Here is a 19420-nt window from a genome sequence, read left to right on the forward strand (position 1 = left end):
CGGCGTGTCGCCTTTCAGCCCTGTGGCCCGCGATACCCCAGCGAGGCCTCGATCCGGCCCGCCAGGTCGTCCCGCTTCACGGGTCCGCGCAACGATGATCCGGCCAGCCACGTGCGGCACTTGCTGGCGAGCAGAAGCCCGAAGCTCTCGGCCTCCTTCTCGTCCGCGAGGTCGAAGTGCGTTCGGGCGGCGACCTTGTGGACGGTCGCCTGCAGATCGGCGGTGTCGCTCAGCAAACGGGCCGCGACGGCGGCGCCCTCCACGTGGTGGCCGTGGTGACCGGCGTTCATGTGCCACAGCTCGTGACCGAGGATCACCAACTGGTGATCGGGGGCGGTGCGTTCCTCGATGACGACGAGATCCTGGTCGGCCATGTCCAGCCAGAGACCGCTCGCCGTGCCGGGCGGGAAGGGGGCCGTGCGGAACTGCACGGGACGGCCGCGGCGCCTGCTCATGCCGTCGCACAGCGCGGTGTAGAGGTCGGCGGGTTCCGCCGGCGCCGGGAGCGCGAGCTCCGCGACCAACTCGCCGCACAGACGGCGCATTTCCCTTCCGATGCCCACGGTTCTCTCCCGGATCAGGACTCGGGCCGCTTGACGCTCTCAAGGAGCATGTCCAGCCACTCCGCGACCTTGTCGCGGTGCTGGTCGGTGGGCAGCTGGGCCGCCCGCCAGGCGATGCCGCGCACGCCGTGGTCCTGCAGCAGCCGCTCCAGCGGGTCGGCGGCGACCTCGGCCGCCTTGCGCTCGCGGTCCGCGAGCTGCTGGAGGAGCTCCTGCTCGGAGCGCTGGAGGGCGTTCGCGAGCGCCTCGGGATCCTCGGCCGTGAGGAACCCGGCATGCACCTTGAAGAAGCGCTGAATGGCGTCGCAGTGCTCCATCGTGGGGCGCCGGTCGCCATTGATGAGGGCACCCGCCTGCTGGCGCGACATGCCCGCGCCGTCGGCGATCTCCTGCTGGGTGTACCTGCGTCCATTGGGCTTGAGCCGGGTGCGGCGCAGCAGGTCGAGTCGCTGCAGGAAGCGCGTCTGAAGATCAGGCTCTCCGGCGGGCATTCCACCCAGCAGGGCCTTCACCACCGGCTCCGGGACGCCGGATTCGACCGACAGGCGCGGGACGGCGAAGATCTCCGTGTGCCGCACGCCGAGCCGGTCGGCAAGGGCGGTGACACGGGCCACGACGGCAGGCAGCAGACCCGTCGCGGCGCCCGGAACCTCGAAGCCATCCGTCACCGACAGGTCTCCTACGTCTCTTCACAGCTCGTTCTCATGGTCACCCGGAACCATCCGGAGACTAGCTGTTGTCTCGAACTTACATCCAGGTCTCGCCACAACTGTGGCGAGATTCAGCCGTCAACAGGCGCTAAATGCCACGATAGTTGACACCGCACACCCGGGGCAGCAGGATCAAGGCGCCGCGTGAAGGCCGCAAGGGCAAGAGGGGTGACCTCCCGATGGCATTTCAGGCAGGAGGGCAGCGGTCGCAGCCGCGGCCCGTCCCCGAGAGTCCGGAAGCACAGGCGTACCTCGAGGACTACGCCACGCTTCTCGGAGCCGTGCCCTTTCCGTCCGTCGTCTTCGACCACCGCTGGGACGTGGTCCTCGCCAACACGGCGTTCGAGACGCTCTTCCGCGACGTCGCGCCGCATCCGACGGCCATGCCGGGCGACAACTTCCTGCGGTTCGTGCTGTTCCACCCGGACGCCGGCACGATCCTCGGCGAGCACGAGTCGAGCTGGTGCCTGCCGATGCTGGCGCACTTCGCGGCGGCGGTGGAGCGGCACGGACACGACCACGGACTGCAGTCCATCCGCCGGGACATCGCCCAGGACCCGATCATGGAGGCCGCCTACCAGCAGGGCCTGCCGCACTGGATCCGCGCGGTCGGCCCGCACGCCGTGGAGCACGACGGGGCGGTTCGCCCGCTTCTGCACCCCGACCCGCGCTGGGGCTCCGACTGCAGGGTGGTGGGGGAGACCCCCAAGACCCTTCAGGACATGGGCTATTCGCGACTGACCCTGGTACTGCGCGAGGCACGCCGTCCGGCTCCCGCCCCGCGTACGGCTCGCCGTGCCCGGCGCACGGCGAGCCACCTCAGCGTGGTGCCCGCGCCGCGCGACTGAGGCTTTTCCGGAGCCCCGGCTCCGTCGGCGTTCAGGTCGCCGACGGCTCCGGGGCTCTTTTGTGTGCGTCGCCCCTCCTGGGCCGCCGGTCTCAGCGGCCGACCACGAGCACGAGCGGAACGCCGGCGCACGGAACCAGCCGCAGACCCCGCCATGCCACCGGCCGCGCCCCCTCCAGCGCGGCCGCGAAGTCCGGCCCCTTGGTCAGTGAACCGGCCAGATGTGCCGGATCGGCCGAGGCGGCCACCCGCCCCCGCGCGTTGACCAGGTGCGCGGGCCCCGGCAGCCCCCGCAGCAGCGGCAGGACGGCCGCCTCGAAGTGCCGCAGATACACGTCGGCCGCGGCCACTCCCGCGAACCGTCCCTCGATGTGCACGGGTGCCGACAGCGTGAGGCTGTACTCGTCGGAACAGAGGTAGTCCACATACGGACCCGCCACCGCCCGTCGTGCGGTGTCACGGGGCAGCGCGAACCAGTCCCAGTGCGTGTAGTCGGAGTACGCCGACTGCGCGGGATCCAGGTCGAGCAGCAATGGCCGTACGTCGCCGTCCGCGCCGGTCTGCCACCACTCCAGCCATGCCGGTACGTCGCTCAAGAGCCCGGGCGCGGCCACGAACCCCACGCCGGAGACCAACTCCTGCCGGGCCAGCCGCGCATGGAGTCCCGGGCGCAGTCCCGCCAGGTCCACGGTCGCGGGCCGCCGCCCCTGGTCGGCCACCCGCGCGAGCAGTGCCGTCGTATCGGCGCGGGTGGCCGCGACGGCGTCGAAGACCGCCTCGAGGGCGGAGCCGACCCGCGCCGCCACGTCCGCCTCGGGCAGAGCGACCAGGCCGGTGCTCCTGCTCATGGGCGCCCTCCCGCGCACAAGGAACCGGATGCCGGCGCGTTACAGGGCGAGGCGCAGCGCGATGAGTCGTGCCGTCGATTCCTGGACGCACCGCTCGGCCAGTTCCCTGGCCGAATCGTCGGCTCCATCCTGCACGGCGGAGATTACGGAGCGGTGACGCTCCACCACCTCTTCACGATAGGTGTCGTCCCCGAGCACGAGGCACAGCAGCGCCCCGACCTCCGTCTGCAGCGCGACCTGCTCCCGGGTGAGCCGGGCGGACTGTGCGGCGGCGGCGAGCTCCACATGGAACCGGCCGTACACCCGGCTGCGCGCCGCCGCGTCCTCGGCCGCCGCGAACTCGTCCAGGGTGCGGCGCAGCTGCTGCAGGTCGTCCGGTTCGGTGCGCTGGGCCGCGAGCCGGGCCGCGGCGCCGGAAACGGCCGTCCAGTGGTCGCCCAGGTCGCGCAGCTCCTCCGTGCTCCAGCCGATCAGCCGCGCCTTGATCCGCTCCTCGCCCGGGTCAGCGGGCAGCGAGACGAAGCTGCCGCCGCCGCGTCCCCGCCGGGTGGTGACCAGACCCTGCTGGCGCAAGGCCATGAGCGCCTCCCGCAAGGTCACGGTGGACACGCCCAGCTGCCCCGCCAGTTCGCTTTCTCCGGGCAGCTGCTCACCGTCGGCGAGCAGTCCGAGCTCGATGGCGTCGCCGAGCCGGCGGACGACCGTCTCCACGCGAGCCCGGGTGTCCACCGGGGTGAACACGGCTCTCCGGGCTCCGCCGCCTCTGTTGTGCTTCACGGCCACCACCTTGCCAGTTGACTCAAGCTTTACCTTAAGGGGGCCTTGAGGTTTGAACTATGACTTCATATCTTTTCGCTTCAACGTAAGAGTGCGCCAGAAAGGTTCCCGTCCATGGAGGGAAGCGCGGGAAGCGCGATCCGGCTGCAGGGGCTGCGGAAGGAGTTCGGTGACACGACCGCCGTGGCCGGGGTCGACCTGGAGATGTCCGACGGGGAGTTCTTCTCGATGCTGGGCCCGTCCGGCTCCGGAAAGACGACCGTCCTGCGCATGATCGCGGGCTTCGAGAGCCCCACCTCCGGAACCATCGAACTGGCAGGCCAGGAGGTCACCGGTCTCGCCCCCTTCGAGCGGGACGTGCACACCGTCTTCCAGGACTACGCGCTCTTCCCGCACATGACCGTGGAGCAGAACGTCGCCTACGGTCTCAAGGTCCGCAAGGTGCCCAAGGCCGAGCGGCTCGTACGGGCCCGCAAGGCGCTCGCGGACGTACGCCTCGAAGGTTTCGGCAAGCGGCGGCCGAGTCAGCTCTCCGGCGGTCAGCGCCAGCGGGTCGCACTCGCCCGTGCGCTCGTCGGCCGCCCACGTCTGCTGCTGCTCGACGAGCCGCTCGGCGCCCTCGACCTCAAGCTGCGCGAGCAGATGCAGGTCGAGCTCAAGGCGCTCCAGCGCGAGGTCGGCATCACCTTCGTGTTCGTCACCCACGACCAGGAGGAGGCCCTGACGATGAGCGACCGCATCGCCGTCTTCAACCAGGGCCGCATCGAACAGGTCGGCACCCCCGCCGAGATCTACGAGCGCCCCGCCACCGCGTTCGTCGCCTCGTTCGTCGGCACCTCGAACCTGATCGAGGGCGAGGCGGCACACCGGGTCGTCGGCGCACCGGGCACGTACAGCATCAGGCCCGAGAAGATCCGGGTGCTCAAGGAGTCAGCCGTCGCGGACGAGCCGGAGCACTCCACCGCCACCGGAACCGTCGCCGAAGTGGTCTACCTCGGAGACTCCACCCGTTTCCTCGTGGACCTCGACGCGGGCGGCCGCCTCACCGCACTCCAGCAGAACCTGGAGACCTCCTCCGAGGACGTCGCCGCCTACCGCGGCACCCGCGTGCGGCTCCAGTGGCACCGCTGCCACACCGTCAAGGTTCCCGACGCCCGCTGACCCCCCACGCCAGGCCCCCTCACGTATGGAGAACGTCGTGCGTCTCACCCGAACCCTCCAAGCCACCACCGCCGTCGCGGTACTGTTCGCGGCCACCGCCTGCGGTTCGTCCGGCTCGGGCGGGTCGTCCTCGTCCACGGGCCTCAACCCGCCCGACCTGAAGGTGCAGTCGAAGCTCGGCAAGAGCGAGGGACAGGTCAACCTCATCGCCTGGGCCGGCTATGTCGAGGACGGCTCCAACGACCCGAAGGTCAACTGGGTCGGCGACTTCCAGAAGCAAACGGGCTGTCAGGTCCACTCCAAGGTCGCGGCCAGCTCCGACGAGATGGTCAAGCTGATGAAGACCGGCGAGTACGACGCCGTCTCCGCCTCCGGCGACGCCTCCCTGCGCCTCATCGCCTCCGGTGACGCGGCCCCCGTCAACACGGACCTCGTGCCGAACTACAAGGACGTCTTCAGCGATCTGAAGCTGCAGGCGTGGAACTCCGTCAAGGGCAAGGCCTACGGCATCCCGCACGGCCGCGGCGCCAACCTGCTGATGTACAACACGGAGAAGGTCAAGCCCGCGCCGACCTCCTGGTCCGCCGTCTTCGACGACGCGGCCAAGTACAAGGGCCACGTGACCGCGTACGACTCCCCGATCTACATCGCCGACGCGGCCCTCTACCTGAAGGCCACCAAGCCCGAGCTGAAGATCAAGGACCCCTACGCCCTCGACCAGAAGCAGTTCGACGCGGCGGTCGCCCTGCTGAAACAGCAGAACGCGAACGTCGGCGAGTACTGGGGCGACTACCTCAAGGAGGTCTCCGCCTTCAAGAGCGGTGACTCCGTGGTCGGCACCACCTGGCAGGTCATCGCCAACCTCGCTCAGAGCGAGGGCGCCAAGGTCAAGGCCTTTGTGCCCAAGGAGGGTTCGACCGGCTGGTCCGACACCTGGATGCTGTACTCCAAGGCCAAGCACCCCAACTGCGCCTATCAGTGGATGAACTGGATCATCTCCCCGAAGGTCAACGCCCAGGTCGCCGAGTACTTCGGCGAGGCCCCGGCCAACGCCAAGGCGTGCGAGGAGACCAGCGACAAGAACTTCTGCACCACCTTCCACGCCGCCGACACGGCTTACTGGAAGAACGTCGCCTTCTGGAACACGCCCATCGAGCAGTGCCTCGACGGCCGAACGGACGTCAAGTGCGTGCCGTACGCCAAGTGGGTCCAGGCCTGGACCGAGATCAAGGGCTGAGGACGCGACGATGACCGCCACCCTGCCTGCCGCCGGCGGGACCCCCGCCCGGCGGCTCGCCGGGCTGCTGCACCGCCGCCCGCGGCTGCGGCTGTCCCTGCTCCTGACCGCCCCCCTGCTGTGGCTGGCCGTGCTCTACCTCGGCTCGCTCGGCGTCCTGCTCGTCTCCGCGTTCTGGACGACGAACTCCTTCACCTCCGAGGTGGTGAAGGTCTGGTCGACGGACAACTTCCACGCGCTGCTGACGACCCCCGTCTTCCGCCAGGTGATCCTCCGCAGTATCGGCGTGGCCCTGGCAGTCACCGCCCTGTGCGCGGTGATCGCGTTCCCGCTGGCCGTCTGCACGGCGCGCGTCGCGAAGCCCAGGTGGCGCCCGCTGCTCGTGGTTGCGATCCTCACGCCGCTGTGGGCGAGCTACTTGGTGAAGGTGTACGCCTGGCGGCTGATCCTGTCCCAGGGCGGGCTCGCCGACTGGATGCTGAAGCCGTTCGGACTGAGCGGCCCCGGGTTCGGACTCCCGGCGGCCGTCATGACCCTGACGTACCTCTGGCTGCCGTACATGATCCTGCCGATCCACACGGCGCTCGATCAGCTGCCCGCCAACCTCCTGGAAGCGTCCGCCGACCTGGGGGCGCGGCCCGGCCGCACCTTCCGTTCGGTCGTACTGCCGATGGTGCTGCCGTCCGTCGCCGCCGGCTCGGTCTTCACCTTCTCGCTCAGCCTCGGCGACTACATCACCGTGCAGATCGTCGGCGGCAAGACCCAGCTGATCGGCAATCTCGTCTACTCCAACATCGAACTCAACCTGCCCATGGCCGCCGCCCTGGGCACCGTTCCCGTGGTGGTCATCGTGCTGTACCTGCTGGCGATGCGCCGCACGGGCGCGCTCAGCAGCCTCTAGAAGAGGTCCCTCGTCATGCAACTGTCCCGCTCCGCGCGCATCGCGCTGCGCATAGCCGCCGGACTCGGCTTCGCGGTGATCTACGTCCCGCTCGCGCTCGTGCTGGCCAACTCCTTCAACCCGGACCGCAGCGCGAGCTGGCCGCCGCCCGGATGGACCTTGCACTGGTGGTCGGTGGCCTGGGAGAACGCCGGCGCCCGCAGTGCGCTGTGGGTCTCGGTGAAGGCGGGCCTCGGCGCCACGGCGATCGCGCTGGTGCTCGGCACGCTGATCGCGTTCGCGGTGGCCCGGCACCGCTTCTTCGGCCGCGACGCCATCTCCTTCGTGGTGGTCCTGCCGATCGCGCTGCCCGGCATCGTCACGGGCATCGCGCTCAACTCGGCGTTCAGCACGGTCCTGGAGCCGCTCGGCGTCGGACTCGGCCTGTTCACCGTGATCGTCGGACACGCCACCTTCTGCATCGTCGTCGTCTTCAACAACGTGGTCGCGCGGCTGCGCCGCACCTCCGGCACGTACGAGGAAGCGGCGATGGACCTGGGTGCCGACACGTTCCGCGCCTTCGTCGACATCACGTTCCCGCTGGTGCGCTCGGCACTGTTCGCGGGCGCGCTGCTGGCGTTCGCGCTGTCCTTCGACGAGATCGTGGTGACGACGTTCACGGCGGGACCGGGCATCGAGACCCTCCCCATCTGGATCTTCAACAACATGACCAGGCCTCAGCAGGCGCCGGTCGTGAACGTGGTGGCGGCGGTCCTCGTCCTGCTGTCGGTGATCCCGATCTACATCGCCCAACGGCTGTCCGCGGACACGGCGACGGAGAGCCGGATCTAGGCCTGTTCCCCTATCCAGGCCTGTTCCCGAATCCAGGCCTGTTCCCGTACCTGCCCACCGCTCAACGGACCGAAGCCGCCGGCGGACGCTCGCGCACGGCGCCGTAGGCGAAGAAATACGCCGGCACCCGGTGAACCCACCGAGACGTGGTGAGCAGCTCGGTCATGCGTCGCGCCCGCTTGCCGTCGCCGAAGGGCGGGCGTCCCGCCAGCAGTTGCCCGATGACCCGCGCGTGTGCGATCCGCTGCAACCCCTGCGTCGCGACCGTGGTGGGCCACCGGCGGCGCTGGATGCGGCGCACATCGCCCAATCCGACGGTGCCGTCGTGGAGCGGCTCGACGAGATACCGGGCGGCGGCCACGGCGTCCTCCACGGCAAGGTTGATGCCGATGCCGAAGACCGGTGACATCGCGTGGGCCGCGTCGCCGATGCACAGCAGCCCCGGGCGGTGCCAGCGCCGGAGGCGGTCGAGCCGTACGTCGAGCAGCTTCACCTCGTCCCAGGACCGCGGTACGTGCACCCGGTCCGCGAGCCATGGGACGGCGTCCCCGTATGCGGACATGAACTGCTCGAGACCGGCGGCGCGGCGCTGGGCGTCGGTTCCCTTGGGGATCAGCGTGGCGCACTGCCAGTAGTCCCCCCGGTCGATCATGGCGGAGATGAATCCGTCCCCCACGGCTCCCACGAGCCCTTGCGGGTCGTCCTCCCGCCGCGGCAGCCGGAACCACCAGGCGTCCATCGGGCAGGTGAACGTCCGCAGTCCCAGCTCGGGCAGCGACCTGGCGAGCGAACCTCGGCCGTCGCAGGCCACCGTGAGGAGGGCCCGCAGCTCACCGGTGCGGCCGTCGGACGTGCGGTACCGCACGCCTGTGACCCTCCCCCGAGTTCTCGGCTTCGCTCGAGCAGAGGAGACCCCCACGTGCTCCCGCAGAAAGGAGGTGGCCTCGGTGTCCATCCGCAGCGAGAAGGACGGCTCGCGCCGGGCCTCGTCCGCGAGCAGGTTGAGAAGGTCCCACTGCGGCACCATCGCGATGTAGTTGTACGGGCCCTGCAGCGCGCCGAGGTCTCCGACGGTGACCGGAGAGCGGTCCGGGCCGAGTGGCAGTTGGACCGTGGTCACGTGCCGCTGCGGCAGTCGGCCGAACCTTTCGGCCAGGCCCAGGTCGTCCAGCAGCGCCAGTGTCGACGGATGCACGGTGTCGCCGCGGAAGTCGCGCAGGAAGTCGCCGTGCTTCTCCAGGACCGTGACCTCCACACCGGCCCGGGCCAGCAGGAGCCCGAGGACCATGCCGGCCGGGCCGCCACCCACCACACAGCACTGGGTCCGCTCCATCGCAAGGGCTCCCTTCTCTGCGTCACCGCTCGGCTCGTCGGCGAAGGCGGCAATGTCCACACTGACACACCTGCGGTGAGTTCATATAAGGCCACAGAATTGTTCTTATGTGGCGTAAATGGTGCAAACCGTACAGCGGGAGGCGTGATGAGTCAGCAGCCGATTCTGCTGCCCTACGGGGACCCGGCCTTCGTGGCGGATCCCTTCCCCCTCTACCGGCAGCTGCGGGACGACGGCCCGGTACGGCGGGCCGTCATCGCCGGTGGAGTGGAGGCCTGGCTGGTGACGCGCTTCGACGACGGTCTCGCGGCCCTGTCCGACCCACGCCTGAGCAGCGACGTCCGTGACGCGTCGGATCCCCGGATCGTGGAGCGCCTGCCGGCCACGGACCGCGGGTCGATGCTGCGCCACATGCTCCGCTCCGACCCGCCCGATCACACCCGACTGCGCCGCCTGGTCTCACAGGCGTTCACCGCGCGCCGGGTGGCCGAGCTGCGGCCCCGTGTCCAGGAGATCACCGACCACCTGCTCGACGCGATCGTGCCGGACGGCCGCGGGGACCTCGTCGCCGACTTCGCTCTGCCGCTTCCGGTCACGGTGATCAGCGAGCTGCTCGGGGTGCCGGTGGAGGACCGGCACGACTTCCAGCGCTGGACCGATGCCATGATCCTCCAGGGGCCGGAGCCACCGGATCCGGCCGTGGTGGACGCGGCATGGCGACAGATGCGCGCCTATCTGACCAAGCTTCTGGAGGTCAAACGCGCCCAGCCGGAGGACGACCTGCTCAGCGCGCTGATCACCGCCCGGGGCGAGGAGCAGCGGCTGGACGAGGACGAGCTCATCGCCATGGCGTTCCTGCTGCTGGTGGCCGGCTACATCACCACGGTCAACCTGATCGGCAACGCCATCGTCGCGCTGCTCGCTCATCCCGACCAGTTGCGGCTGCTGCGGGACGATCCTGAGCTGCTGCCGGGCGCGATCGAGGAGTTCCTCCGCTACGACGGGCCGGTCAATCCCGGCATCGCGCGGTTCGCGCGCGAGGACGTCGAGATCGCGGGCGTGATGATCCCCCGCGGAGCCACCGTCCTGATCGCCTCCGCCATCGCCGACCGCGATCCGGCACGGTTCCCCGACCCCGAGCGACTGGACATCACCCGACGCGACAACGCCCATCTCGCGTTCGGGCACGGCATCCACTACTGCCTGGGCGCGCCGCTGGCCCGGCTGGAGGGCCAGATCGCCATCGCGACCGTGCTGCGCCGCCTTTCCGACCTCGCCCTGGCCGTGCCGCCGAGCGAGCTGCGATGGAAACCCAGTGGTCTGCGCGGGCCCGAGCACCTGCCCGTCACCTTCACGGCAGGTGGCGGGATGCGCGAACGGTCCCGACCTGATCCGGACGACGGCTGAAGGCTCCTTCCTCCGGACCGCGGCCGGTGACGGCCTCGGCTCCACCGTACGCAAATGACTTGCGCTTCTTGCGCTATTCTTGCGCGCATGACGCGACGACTTGCTGAGGTGGCGAAAAGGGTCGGGGTCAGTGAGGCCACGGTCAGCCGGGTGCTCAACGGAAAGCCCGGAGTCTCCGAAGCCACCCGGCAGGCGGTGCTGTCCGCGCTCGACGTGCTTGGCTACGAGCGGCCCACGCAGTTGCGCGGCGAGCGCGCCCGGCTCGTCGGGCTCGTGCTGCCCGAGCTGCAGAACCCCATCTTCCCGGCGTTCGCGGAGGTCATCGGCGGCGCGCTCGCCCAGCTCGGGCTGACCCCCGTGCTGTGCACGCAGACCAGGGGCGGCGTCTCCGAGGCCGACTATGTGGCGTTGCTGCTGCAACAGCAGGTCTCCGGGGTCGTCTTCGCCGGCGGCCTGTATGCACAGGCCGACGCCCCGCACGATCACTATCGGCAGCTTGCGGACCGCAACATTCCGGTCGTCCTGGTCAACGCGGCCATCGAGCACCTCGGGTTCCCCGGTGTGTCCTGCGACGACGCGGTGGCGGTCGAGCAGGCCTGGCGGCATCTGGCCTCGCTGGGCCATGAGCGGATCGGGCTCGTGCTCGGGCCCGGCGACCACGTGCCGTCGGCGCGGAAGCTGGCCGCGGCGCGGACGATCGCCCCGGACCTGCCCGACGAACACGTCGCACGGGCCATGTTCTCGATCGAGGGCGGCCACGCGGCCGGCGCCCGGCTCATCGACCGAGGGGTCACCGGGTTCATCTGCGCCAGCGACCCGCTGGCGCTTGGCGTCGTACGGGCCGCTCGCCGCAAGGGACGTGACGTTCCGTCACAGATCTCGGTCGTGGGCTACGACGACTCCGCGCTGATGAACTGCACCCAGCCGCCGCTCACCACCGTCCGGCAGCCGATCGAAGCCATGGGGAGGGCCGTGGTCGAACTGCTCAACGCGCAGATCGGAGGCAGTTCCGTGCCGGCCGATGAGCTGCTGTTCGAGCCCGAGTTGGTGGTGCGTGGATCCACCGCGCAGGCTCCCCGTGACTGAGATCCACGCTGCTGTCGATTAATTACAGATTCTGCGCGATATCTTGCGGAGAGATGTCGGCGGTGCTTGAGTGTGCGGCGCCAGACACGGCGGTGTGCACGCCTCGCGCTGCCCTGGGCCCTCCCCACTCCTGCCCAGAGGGGTCCACCGATGAGAAGCACCGGGTTCCGTCGTACCTTCGTCGCGCTCAGCGTCTGTTCCCTCGCCCTCACCGCCTGCGGGTCGAACGGTGACTCGGCCAGTGGCAAGACCCGTATCACCGTCAACTGCATGCCGCCGAAGAGCGCCAAGGTCGACCGCGGCTTCTTCGAGCAGGACATCGCATCCTTCGAGAAGCAGAACCCGGACATCGACGTCGTCGCCCATGACGCCTTTCCCTGCGAGGACCCCAAGACCTTCGACGCCAAGCTCGCCGGCGGCCAGATGGAGGATGTGTTCTACACGTACTTCACCGACGTCCGGCACGTCGTCGACGTCAACCAGGCCGCCGACATCACCGGCTACGTCACGGAGCTCAAGAGCTACGACACCATCCAGAAGCAGCTGCGCGACATCTACACCGTCGACGGGAAGATCTACGGCATCCCCCGCACCGGCTACTCGATGCACCTGCACGACATGCGCTGGACCGACGACTCGATGGGCAGCAAGCAGCTCCTCGTCATCAACGACGTCCAGCAGCTGATGGGCTCCGGCAAGCTCGGCATGTACCTCTCCGCGCCCGACAACATCCCGATCCTGGTGAAGGAGAAGGGCGGCAACTACAAAGACCTGGCGCTCGCCCCCATGCCCGGCGGCAAGGGCACGCTCATCGGCGGCGACGGCTATATGTTCAGTAAGAAGGACGCTCCCGCCCGGATCAGGGCCGGGCTGAAGTGGCTCGACCACATGTTCCTCACCCCGGGCAAGGGCTTCCTCGGCGACTACGTCCGCGCCGAGAAGGCGAACGCCCCGGTCGGCCTGCCCGAGCCGCGCCTGTTCACCGGCGCCGCCGACGCCCGGGACCAGCAGGTCAAGAAGGCCAACGCCAACGTCCCCGTCGAGAACTACCAGGCGTTCCTCGACGGCAACCAGCACCTGACGATGAAGATCGAGCCGCCTCAGGCGCAGCAGATCTACTCCGTCCTCGACGGCGCCGTCTCCGCCGTAACCTCCCGATCGTCCACACCAGCCTGCTCAACGACCCGCTCGGCATCTGGCTGCCCGCCGTCGCCAATGCCTTCAACCTCTACCTCCTCAAGCGGTTCTTCGACCGGATCCCGCGGGACGTCCTGGAGGCCGCCGAGATCGACGGCGCCGGTCGGCTGCGCACCCTGTGGTCGATCGTGCTGCCGATGTCCCGGCCGGTCCTCGGCGTGGTGTCGATCTTCGCACTGGTCGCGGTGTGGCAGGACTTCCTGTGGCCGTTGATGGTCTTCTCCGACACCGACAAACAGCCCATCAGTGTGGCGCTCGTCCAGCTGTCGCAGAACATCCCGCTGACCGTGCTCATCGCCGCGATGGTGATCGCCGGCATCCCCATGGTCGTGATGTTCCTGGTCTTCCAGCGGCACATCATCGCCGGGATCAGCGCAGGCAGCACAAAGGGCTGACTCGGCCCACCCCCCTCACAGAAAGGCACGCACCGTGGGACAGCCCACCCCTGCCCCGATCGACCAGGACTGGTGGCGCACCGCCGTCATCTACCAGGTGTACGTCCGCAGCTTCGCGGACGGCGACGGCGACGGCACCGGTGACCTCGCGGGCGTCCGCGCCAGGCTCCCCTATCTCGCCGAACTCGGCGTGGACGCCCTCTGGTTCAACCCCTGGTATCTCTCGCCGATGAAGGACGGCGGCTACGACGTCGCCGACTACCGCGCCATCGACCCCGCCTTCGGCACCCTCGCCGACGCCGAGAAACTCATCGCGGAGGCACGGGAGTCGGGCATCCGCACGATCGTGGACATCGTGCCGAACCACGTCTCGGACCAGCACCCGTGGTTCCGTGCCGCCCGCGCCGGCGGCCCCGAGCGCGCCCTGTTCCACTTCCGTCCGGGACGTGGCCCGCGCGGTGAACTGCCCCCCAACGACTGGAAGTCCCAGTTCGGAGGCCCCGCCTGGACCCGGCTGGAGGACGGCGAGTGGTTTCTGCACCTCTTCGCCCCCGAGCAGCCCGACCTCAACTGGGCCCACCCGGCCGTCCGCCAGGAACACGAGGACGTGCTGCGGTTCTGGTTCGAGCGCGGTGTGGCGGGCGTACGCATCGACTCGGCGGCCCTGCTCGCCAAGGACCCGGACCTGCCGGACTTCGTCGAGGGCCGCGACCCGCACCCGTACGTCGACCGCGACGAACTCCACGACATCTACCGCTCCTGGCGCGCGATCGCAGACGAGTACTACGGCGTCTTCGTCGGCGAGGTCTGGCTCCCCGACAGCGAGCGCTTCGCCCGCTATCTGCGCCCCGACGAACTCCACACCGCCTTCAACTTCGCCTTCCTGTCCTGCCCTTGGGACGCGGCCGCGCTGCGTACGGCGATCGACCAGACCCTCGCCGAGCACGTGCCCGTGGGCGCACCGGCGACCTGGGTGCTGTGCAACCACGACGTGACCCGCACGGTCACCCGGTACGGCCGCGCTGACACCGGTTTCGACTTCGCCACCAAAGCCTTCGGCACCCCCACCGATCTGGCCCTCGGTACCCGGCGCGCCCGGGCCGCCGCCCTGCTCTCGCTCGCCCTGCCCGGCTCGGTCTACGTCTACCAGGGCGAGGAACTCGGCCTGCCCGAGGCGGAGCTGCCGCTGCAGAGCATCCAGGACCCCATGTACTTCCGCTCCCAGGGGCTCGACCCGGGCCGTGACGGCTGCCGGGTGCCCCTGCCCTGGACGGCCGACGCCGCCTTCGCGGGCTTCGGGTCACGCGCGGAGCCCTGGCTGCCCCAGCCCGCAGGCTGGTCCGTGTATGCCGCCGACCTCCAGGCGGCGGACCCGCGCTCGATGCTCTCCCTCTATCGCGAGGCGATAGCGATACGGCCGGCATTCGGCGACGGCCCCCTCACCTGGCTGCCTGCACCCGAGAGCGTCCTCGCGTTCAGCCGCGCGGAGGGACGCCTGACCTGCGTGGTGAACCTCGCCGACGCGCCCGCCGACCTGCCGGCGCACTCCGCGCTCCTGCTCAGCAGCGGCCCCCTGGACGCACAGGGGCGGCTGCCGAGGGACACAGCGGCCTGGCTCCGCAGCTGAGGCCGCACCGCTGTCCCGTACCCCCACCACGAAGGGATCAGCACATGCACAGCACCATCTACAGATCTGTCAGGCCCATGTCAGCCCTTGGGGCGGTCGTCGCCCTTGCGGCCGGCATGCTCGTCACCCTGGCTCCCGCCGCGCACGCGGCAGCGGGCGCCGACCTGCCCTTCACCTCGGTCGAGGCCGAGTCGGCCACCACCACCGGCACGCGGATCGGCCCCGACTACACCCAGGGCACCCTCGCCTCGGAGGCGTCCGGACGCCAGGCCGTCCGGCTGGACGCCGGTCGGCGCGTCGAGTTCACCGTGCCGCGCGCGGCACGGTGAACGTCGCCTACAGCGTCCCCGACGGCCAGTCCGGCACGCTGAACGTCTACGTCAACGGCACCAGGCTCACAAAGACCCTCCCGGTCACCTCCAAGTACTCGTACCTGGACACCGGTTGGATCCCTGGCGCCAAGACCCACCACTTCTTCGACAACGCCCGGCTGCTGCTCGGCCAGAACGTGCAGGCGGGGGACAAGGTCGCCTTCGAAGCGACCAACACCCAGGTCACTGTGGACGTCGCCGACTTCGAGCAGGCGGCCGCGGCGGCCACCCAGCCTGCCGGATCGGTCTCCGTCACATCCAAGGGAGCCGACCCGAGCGGTCAGGGCGACTCCACTCAGGCCTTCCGGGACGCCATCTCCGCCGCCCAAGGGGGAGTGGTCTGGATCCCGCCGGGCGACTACCGGCTGACGTCCTCGCTGAGCGGAGTGCAGAACGTGACCCTCCAGGGCGCAGGCAGCTGGTACTCCGTCGTGCACACCTCGCGCTTCATCGACCAGACCGGCTCCTCGGGCAACGTCCACATCAAGGACTTCGCGGTCATCGGTGAAGTCACCGAGCGTGTCGACTCCAGCCCCGACAACTTCGTCAACGGCTCGCTGGGACCGAACTCGAGCGTCTCCGGCATGTGGATCCAGCACCTCAAGGTCGGCCTCTGGCTGACCGGAAACAACGACAACCTGGTCGTCGAGAACAACCGCATCCTCGACACCACCGCCGACGGCCTCAACCTCAACGGCAACGCCCGCGGCGTCCGCGTCCGCAACAACTTCCTGCGCAACCAGGGCGACGACTCGCTCGCCATGTGGTCGCTGTATGCGCCGGACACCGGCAGCAGCTTCGAGAACAACACGATCTCGCAGCCGAACCTCGCCAACGGCATCGCGGTCTACGGCGGCACCGACCTGGCGGTCGGGAACAACCTGATCGCCGACACCAACGCCCTCGGCAGCGGCATCGCGATCTCCAACCAGAAGTTCCTGGACCCCTTCTCCCCACTGGCCGGCACGATCACGGTCGACGGCAACATGCTCGTCCGCACGGGCGCCATGAACCCCAACTGGAACCACCCGATGGGCGCCCTGCGCGTGGATTCGTACGACAGCGCCGTCAATGCGACCGTGAACATCACCGACACGACGATCAGCGACAGCCCGTACAGCGCCTTCGAGTTCGTCTCCGGCGGCGGGCACGGCTACGCCACGAACAACGTCACCGTCAGCGGGGCGACCGTCACCAACACCGGCACGGTCGTCGTCCAGGCCGAGACGCAGGGGACGGCGAAGTTCAGCAACGTCCAGGCCACAGGGGTGGGGTCGGCGGGCGTCTACAACTGCCCCTACCCGTCCGGCTCCGGCACCTTCACGCTGAACGACGGCGGCGGCAACTCAGGCTGGAACAGCACCTGGTCGGACTGCTCCACCTGGCCGCAGCCGGGCCAGGGCAACCCTCCCCCTGACCCGAACCGCAACCTGGCCAAGGGCCGTCCGGCCACCGCGACCGGCTCCCAGGACGTCTACACACCGGACAAGGCGGTCGACGGCGACGCCAACTCCTACTGGGAGTCCACCAACAACGCCTTCCCGCAGTCCTGGACGGTGGATCTCGGTTCGGCGCAAGCCGTGCGCCGACTAGTGCTCAAGCTGCCGCCGCTGTCGGTCTGGGGCGCGCGCACCCAGACCATCACCGTGCTGGGCAGCACCGACGGCTCGGCATACTCGACGGTGGTCGGCTCGCAGGGCTACCGCTTCGACCCGGCGACCGGCAACACGGCGACCGTCTCGCTGCCGAGCGGCACCAACCTGCGGTGGCTGCGGCTGACCGTCAGCGCCAACACCGGTTGGCCCGCAGGTCAGTTCAGCGAGGTGGAGGCGTACTCGACCTCGTGACCCTGCGCGGCCCCGCGCTTCGCCGCCTGGATCTGCCCGTACACAGGGGTCCGCAGTTCGGCGAATCGCGGGGCCACCCGGGGCGGGTGGGGTGGACCTGGCGTCACAGATCCAGGACGAGTCGCTTCCCCCGGCAGCGGGACACACAGATCAGCATGGTCTCGCCCGCCTCCCGCTCCTCGTCCGTGAGGACCGAGTCACGGTGGTCCGGGGTGCCCTCCAGAACGTCGGTCTCGCAGGTCCCGCAGGTGCCCTCGGTGCAGGAGTAGAGCACCTCGACGCCCGCGGCCCGCACGGTGTCGAGCACGGAGACGCCGGGCGCAACGGTGAGGGTACGGCCGCTCTGCGACAGCACGACCTCGAACTCGGTGTCCTCGCCGGTCTCCTGCTCCTTCGGCTGGAAGCGCTCCATGTGCAGCGCCCCGGCCGGACTCCGGCCCTGGACCGCGTCGAGCAGCGGACCGGGTCCACAGCAGTAGACCAGCGTGCCGTCGGGGACGTCGTCGAGCACCGCATCGAGGTCCAGCAGCCCGGTCTCGTCCTGCGGGGCGACGGTGACCCGGGCCCCGTACCGGCTCAACTCGTCGGTGAAAGCCATGGAGTTACGGGTGCGGCCGCCGTACAGCAGGGTCCACTCGGCGCCCGCGGCCTGGGCCGAGGCGAGCATCGGCAGGATGGGGGTGATGCCGATGCCGCCCGCGATGAAGCGATAGCGGGGCGAGGAGTGCAGCGCGAAGTGGTTGCGCGGTCCTCGTACCCGGACCTTGTCCCCTTCGCCCAACTGCTCGTGCACGTAGGCCGATCCGCCGCGCCCGTCGGGCTCGCGGAGAACGGCGATCCGCCACGCGTGCCGGTCGGCGGGATCGCCGCACAGTGAGTACTGCCGCTCCAGGCCCGGCCCGAGCACGACGTCGATGTGGGCGCCCGGCTCCCAGACCGGGAGCTGCTCGCCCAGCGGGTGGCGCAGGGTGAGGGCGAGCACGCCGTCGGCCGCCGACTCCCGGCGCTCGACGACGAGTTCGGCTTCGAACACGGTCATGAGCTGGTTCCTCGCGGCTGGTGTCCTTCGGGGTGGGCGAGCATCCACTCCCACATCTCCACCGGGTCCTGGGCGCTGTGCTCGGCGCCGCAGTGGCAGGTGCCGTGCAGGATGTCCGTGCCCGGGAGCCAGTCGATGCGGTAGATCTCGCCGGTGGGGCTGCTCACTGGACCTTCTCCACCGGCTTGTCGCCCTCCTCGACCAGACGGGCGAGGATACGGCGGGCGGCCAGGCCGCCGGTGTCGATGTTGATGCTCAGCTCCTGGTAGCCATTGCGCTCGGTGCCCAGCGTCTTCTGCAGCAGGGTGAGTGCGTTGACGTCCTGCATGACGACCGTGTGGTTGAAGTCGCGCAGAAACGTGGTGACTTCGTCGTCGTCCTTCGCGAAGTCCCGGGAGACCGCCCAGAAGTCGTACACCTTGCCGTCCGTGGACGGGGTGATCGCGTAGGTGATCTCGGTGTGGAAGCCGTTGGGGTCGGTGCCGTCCGGCTCGGGGAGCACACCGACCGGGGCGACACGGCTGTGCAGGAGGTAGAGGCACGGGGCGTGGTACTCGATGTCCTGCCAGCGGGTGATCCGGCCTTTGATGCCGGTGGAGTTGGCGTAGAAGGGCGGGCACTCGGCGTCGTCCATGTGCCTGCTGACACGGACGATTCCCGCGCCCTCGTCGACCTCGGTGGTGATCGGCGTCTCGGCGACCTCGGGCGTGCCGATGTAGCCGCCGTGCAGATACGTCTCGTGGGAGAGGTCGAGCAGGTTGTCGACCAGGAGGCCGTAGTCCGCGTCGATGGGCTCCATGCCCTTGACGGTGACCCAGTCCGGGGAATCGAGGTGGCGGGCCCGCGGGATGCTCCGGGGGTCGGCGAGCGCCGGGTCACCGATCCACACCCACACGAGGGAGTCCTGCTCGACGACGGGGTACGAGGCGACACGGGCCGTACGCGGGATGCGCTTCTGCCCGGGCACGTACACACACGTGCCCGTCGTGTCGTATGTGAACCCGTGGTACCCGCACACGATCCGGTCCCCGTCCAGCCGGCTCTCCGACAGAGGGAAGCGACGGTGGATACAGCGGTCCGCGAGCGCGACCGCGGTGCCGTCGTCCTCGGTGCGGTAGAAGACGAGCGGTTCACCGAGGATCGTACGACCGAGCAACTCGCGCCCGACCTCATGGCTGTAGGCGGCGACGTACCACTGGTTCCTGGCGAAGTCGGTCATGTGCGGCATGGCGTTCCCGTCCCT

Annotated in this window: 16 protein-coding genes and 4 pseudogenes; 11 read left to right on the forward strand and 9 right to left on the reverse strand. The window is 69.5% G+C overall.

Translation table 11 applies throughout. The features are described from left to right. Window positions 1-14 precede the first annotated feature (14 nt). On the reverse strand, window positions 15-545 hold the full coding sequence (locus tag ABT186_RS08225) for a toxin-antitoxin system, toxin component (protein WP_351223004.1): 531 nt from the start codon (window positions 543-545) through the stop codon (window positions 15-17). Between the two features lie 32 nt (window positions 546-577). Then, complete coding sequence (locus ABT186_RS08230; RefSeq protein WP_351222898.1) at window positions 578-1231, reverse strand: helix-turn-helix domain-containing protein; 654 nt, start codon at window positions 1229-1231, stop codon at window positions 578-580. A 221-nt stretch (window positions 1232-1452) separates the two neighbouring features. Between ABT186_RS08230 and ABT186_RS08235 the strand changes: the two genes are divergently transcribed. Next, complete coding sequence (locus ABT186_RS08235) at window positions 1453-2121, forward strand: MmyB family transcriptional regulator (RefSeq protein WP_351924164.1); 669 nt, start codon at window positions 1453-1455, stop codon at window positions 2119-2121. 91 nt (window positions 2122-2212) lie between these two features. Here the strand turns inward: ABT186_RS08235 and ABT186_RS08240 are convergent, their stop codons facing one another. Further along, on the reverse strand, window positions 2213-2968 hold the full coding sequence (locus ABT186_RS08240) for a cache domain-containing protein (protein ID WP_351924166.1): 756 nt from the start codon (window positions 2966-2968) through the stop codon (window positions 2213-2215). Between the two features lie 39 nt (window positions 2969-3007). Next, a complete protein-coding gene (locus tag ABT186_RS08245) occupies window positions 3008-3745 on the reverse strand; it encodes a FadR/GntR family transcriptional regulator (protein WP_502973155.1) in 738 nt (245 codons plus the stop codon). A gap of 114 nt (window positions 3746-3859) precedes the next feature. Between ABT186_RS08245 and ABT186_RS08250 the strand changes: the two genes are divergently transcribed. The 4 genes from ABT186_RS08250 to ABT186_RS08265 are packed head-to-tail and all read left to right on the forward strand — an operon-like array spanning window position 3860 to window position 7875. Then, window positions 3860-4906 (forward strand): ABC transporter ATP-binding protein, encoded by a 1047-nt coding sequence (locus ABT186_RS08250; RefSeq protein WP_351236136.1) that lies wholly within the window; start codon window positions 3860-3862, stop codon window positions 4904-4906. A gap of 37 nt (window positions 4907-4943) precedes the next feature. After that, entirely contained in the window at window positions 4944-6143 is a 1200-nt protein-coding gene (locus ABT186_RS08255) for an ABC transporter substrate-binding protein (RefSeq protein ID WP_351924168.1), read from the forward strand. 10 nt (window positions 6144-6153) lie between these two features. Then, complete coding sequence (locus tag ABT186_RS08260) at window positions 6154-7044, forward strand: ABC transporter permease (RefSeq protein ID WP_351236140.1); 891 nt, start codon at window positions 6154-6156, stop codon at window positions 7042-7044. Window positions 7045-7059: 15 nt separating this feature from the next. Further along, complete coding sequence (locus ABT186_RS08265) at window positions 7060-7875, forward strand: ABC transporter permease (protein ID WP_351236142.1); 816 nt, start codon at window positions 7060-7062, stop codon at window positions 7873-7875. Window positions 7876-7936: 61 nt separating this feature from the next. Here the strand turns inward: ABT186_RS08265 and ABT186_RS08270 are convergent, their stop codons facing one another. Beyond that, on the reverse strand, window positions 7937-9208 hold the full coding sequence (locus ABT186_RS08270) for an FAD-dependent oxidoreductase (RefSeq protein WP_502973157.1): 1272 nt from the start codon (window positions 9206-9208) through the stop codon (window positions 7937-7939). Window positions 9209-9355: 147 nt separating this feature from the next. On the opposite strand from ABT186_RS08270, the gene ABT186_RS08275 reads away from it, so the two are divergent. From ABT186_RS08275 to ABT186_RS08300, 6 genes and pseudogenes are all read left to right on the forward strand, one after another. Beyond that, window positions 9356-10615, forward strand: a complete 1260-nt coding sequence (locus ABT186_RS08275; protein WP_351924172.1) for a cytochrome P450 family protein — start codon at window positions 9356-9358, stop codon at window positions 10613-10615. Window positions 10616-10702: 87 nt separating this feature from the next. Then, window positions 10703-11701 (forward strand): LacI family DNA-binding transcriptional regulator, encoded by a 999-nt coding sequence (locus tag ABT186_RS08280; RefSeq protein WP_351236148.1) that lies wholly within the window; start codon window positions 10703-10705, stop codon window positions 11699-11701. Between the two features lie 150 nt (window positions 11702-11851). Then, window positions 11852-12901: pseudogene (locus tag ABT186_RS08285) on the forward strand (ABC transporter substrate-binding protein); the annotation flags it as partial. Continuing rightward, a pseudogene (locus ABT186_RS08290) lies at window positions 12850-13293 on the forward strand (carbohydrate ABC transporter permease); the annotation flags it as partial. The pseudogenes ABT186_RS08285 and ABT186_RS08290, both read left to right, overlap by 52 nt. A gap of 34 nt (window positions 13294-13327) precedes the next feature. Then, window positions 13328-14920, forward strand: a complete 1593-nt coding sequence (locus ABT186_RS08295) for a glycoside hydrolase family 13 protein (protein ID WP_351236149.1) — start codon at window positions 13328-13330, stop codon at window positions 14918-14920. Window positions 14921-14964: 44 nt separating this feature from the next. Next, window positions 14965-17138 (forward strand): annotated as a pseudogene (locus ABT186_RS08300) (discoidin domain-containing protein). Here the strand turns inward: ABT186_RS08300 and ABT186_RS08305 are convergent. The 4 genes and pseudogenes from ABT186_RS08305 to ABT186_RS08320 all read right to left on the reverse strand — a co-directional run. Next, window positions 17102-17218 (reverse strand): annotated as a pseudogene (locus ABT186_RS08305) (ABC transporter ATP-binding protein); the annotation flags it as partial. The pseudogenes ABT186_RS08300 and ABT186_RS08305 sit on opposite strands and share 37 nt — an antisense overlap. A 23-nt stretch (window positions 17219-17241) precedes the next feature. Continuing rightward, window positions 17242-18177, reverse strand: coding sequence for a PDR/VanB family oxidoreductase (locus tag ABT186_RS08310; protein ID WP_351234466.1), 936 nt, complete (start codon window positions 18175-18177; stop codon window positions 17242-17244). Further along, the gene (locus ABT186_RS08315; RefSeq protein WP_351234464.1) at window positions 18174-18344 is read right to left on the reverse strand and encodes a hypothetical protein; all 171 of its coding nucleotides are present in this window, start codon (window positions 18342-18344) and stop codon (window positions 18174-18176) included. The genes ABT186_RS08310 and ABT186_RS08315 overlap by 4 nt, the downstream gene beginning before the upstream one ends. After that, a complete protein-coding gene (locus tag ABT186_RS08320) occupies window positions 18341-19405 on the reverse strand; it encodes an aromatic ring-hydroxylating dioxygenase subunit alpha (RefSeq protein WP_351234462.1) in 1065 nt (354 codons plus the stop codon). The genes ABT186_RS08315 and ABT186_RS08320 overlap by 4 nt, the downstream gene beginning before the upstream one ends. Between the last annotated feature and the right edge of the window lie 15 nt (window positions 19406-19420).

Source organism: Streptomyces sp. NPDC001634, from assembly GCF_040298185.1.
Lineage (GTDB): Bacteria > Actinomycetota > Actinomycetes > Streptomycetales > Streptomycetaceae > Streptomyces.

Bases quoted from the DNA above. Each gene is read 5' to 3' on its own strand.
- ABT186_RS08225 (WP_351223004.1), bottom strand. From the start codon at position 545: ATGCGCCGTCTGTGCGGCGAGTTGGTCGCGGAGCTCGCGCTCCCGGCG.
- ABT186_RS08235 (WP_351924164.1), top strand. From the start codon at position 1,453: ATGGCATTTCAGGCAGGAGGGCAGCGGTCGCAGCCGCGGCCCGTCCCC.
- ABT186_RS08240 (WP_351924166.1), bottom strand. From the start codon at position 2,968: ATGAGCAGGAGCACCGGCCTGGTCGCTCTGCCCGAGGCGGACGTGGCG.
- ABT186_RS08250 (WP_351236136.1), top strand. From the start codon at position 3,860: ATGGAGGGAAGCGCGGGAAGCGCGATCCGGCTGCAGGGGCTGCGGAAG.
- ABT186_RS08260 (WP_351236140.1), top strand. From the start codon at position 6,154: ATGACCGCCACCCTGCCTGCCGCCGGCGGGACCCCCGCCCGGCGGCTC.
- ABT186_RS08265 (WP_351236142.1), top strand. From the start codon at position 7,060: ATGCAACTGTCCCGCTCCGCGCGCATCGCGCTGCGCATAGCCGCCGGA.
- ABT186_RS08270 (WP_502973157.1), bottom strand. From the start codon at position 9,208: ATGGAGCGGACCCAGTGCTGTGTGGTGGGTGGCGGCCCGGCCGGCATG.
- ABT186_RS08275 (WP_351924172.1), top strand. From the start codon at position 9,356: ATGAGTCAGCAGCCGATTCTGCTGCCCTACGGGGACCCGGCCTTCGTG.
- ABT186_RS08280 (WP_351236148.1), top strand. From the start codon at position 10,703: ATGACGCGACGACTTGCTGAGGTGGCGAAAAGGGTCGGGGTCAGTGAG.
- ABT186_RS08310 (WP_351234466.1), bottom strand. From the start codon at position 18,177: ATGACCGTGTTCGAAGCCGAACTCGTCGTCGAGCGCCGGGAGTCGGCG.
- ABT186_RS08320 (WP_351234462.1), bottom strand. From the start codon at position 19,405: ATGCCGCACATGACCGACTTCGCCAGGAACCAGTGGTACGTCGCCGCC.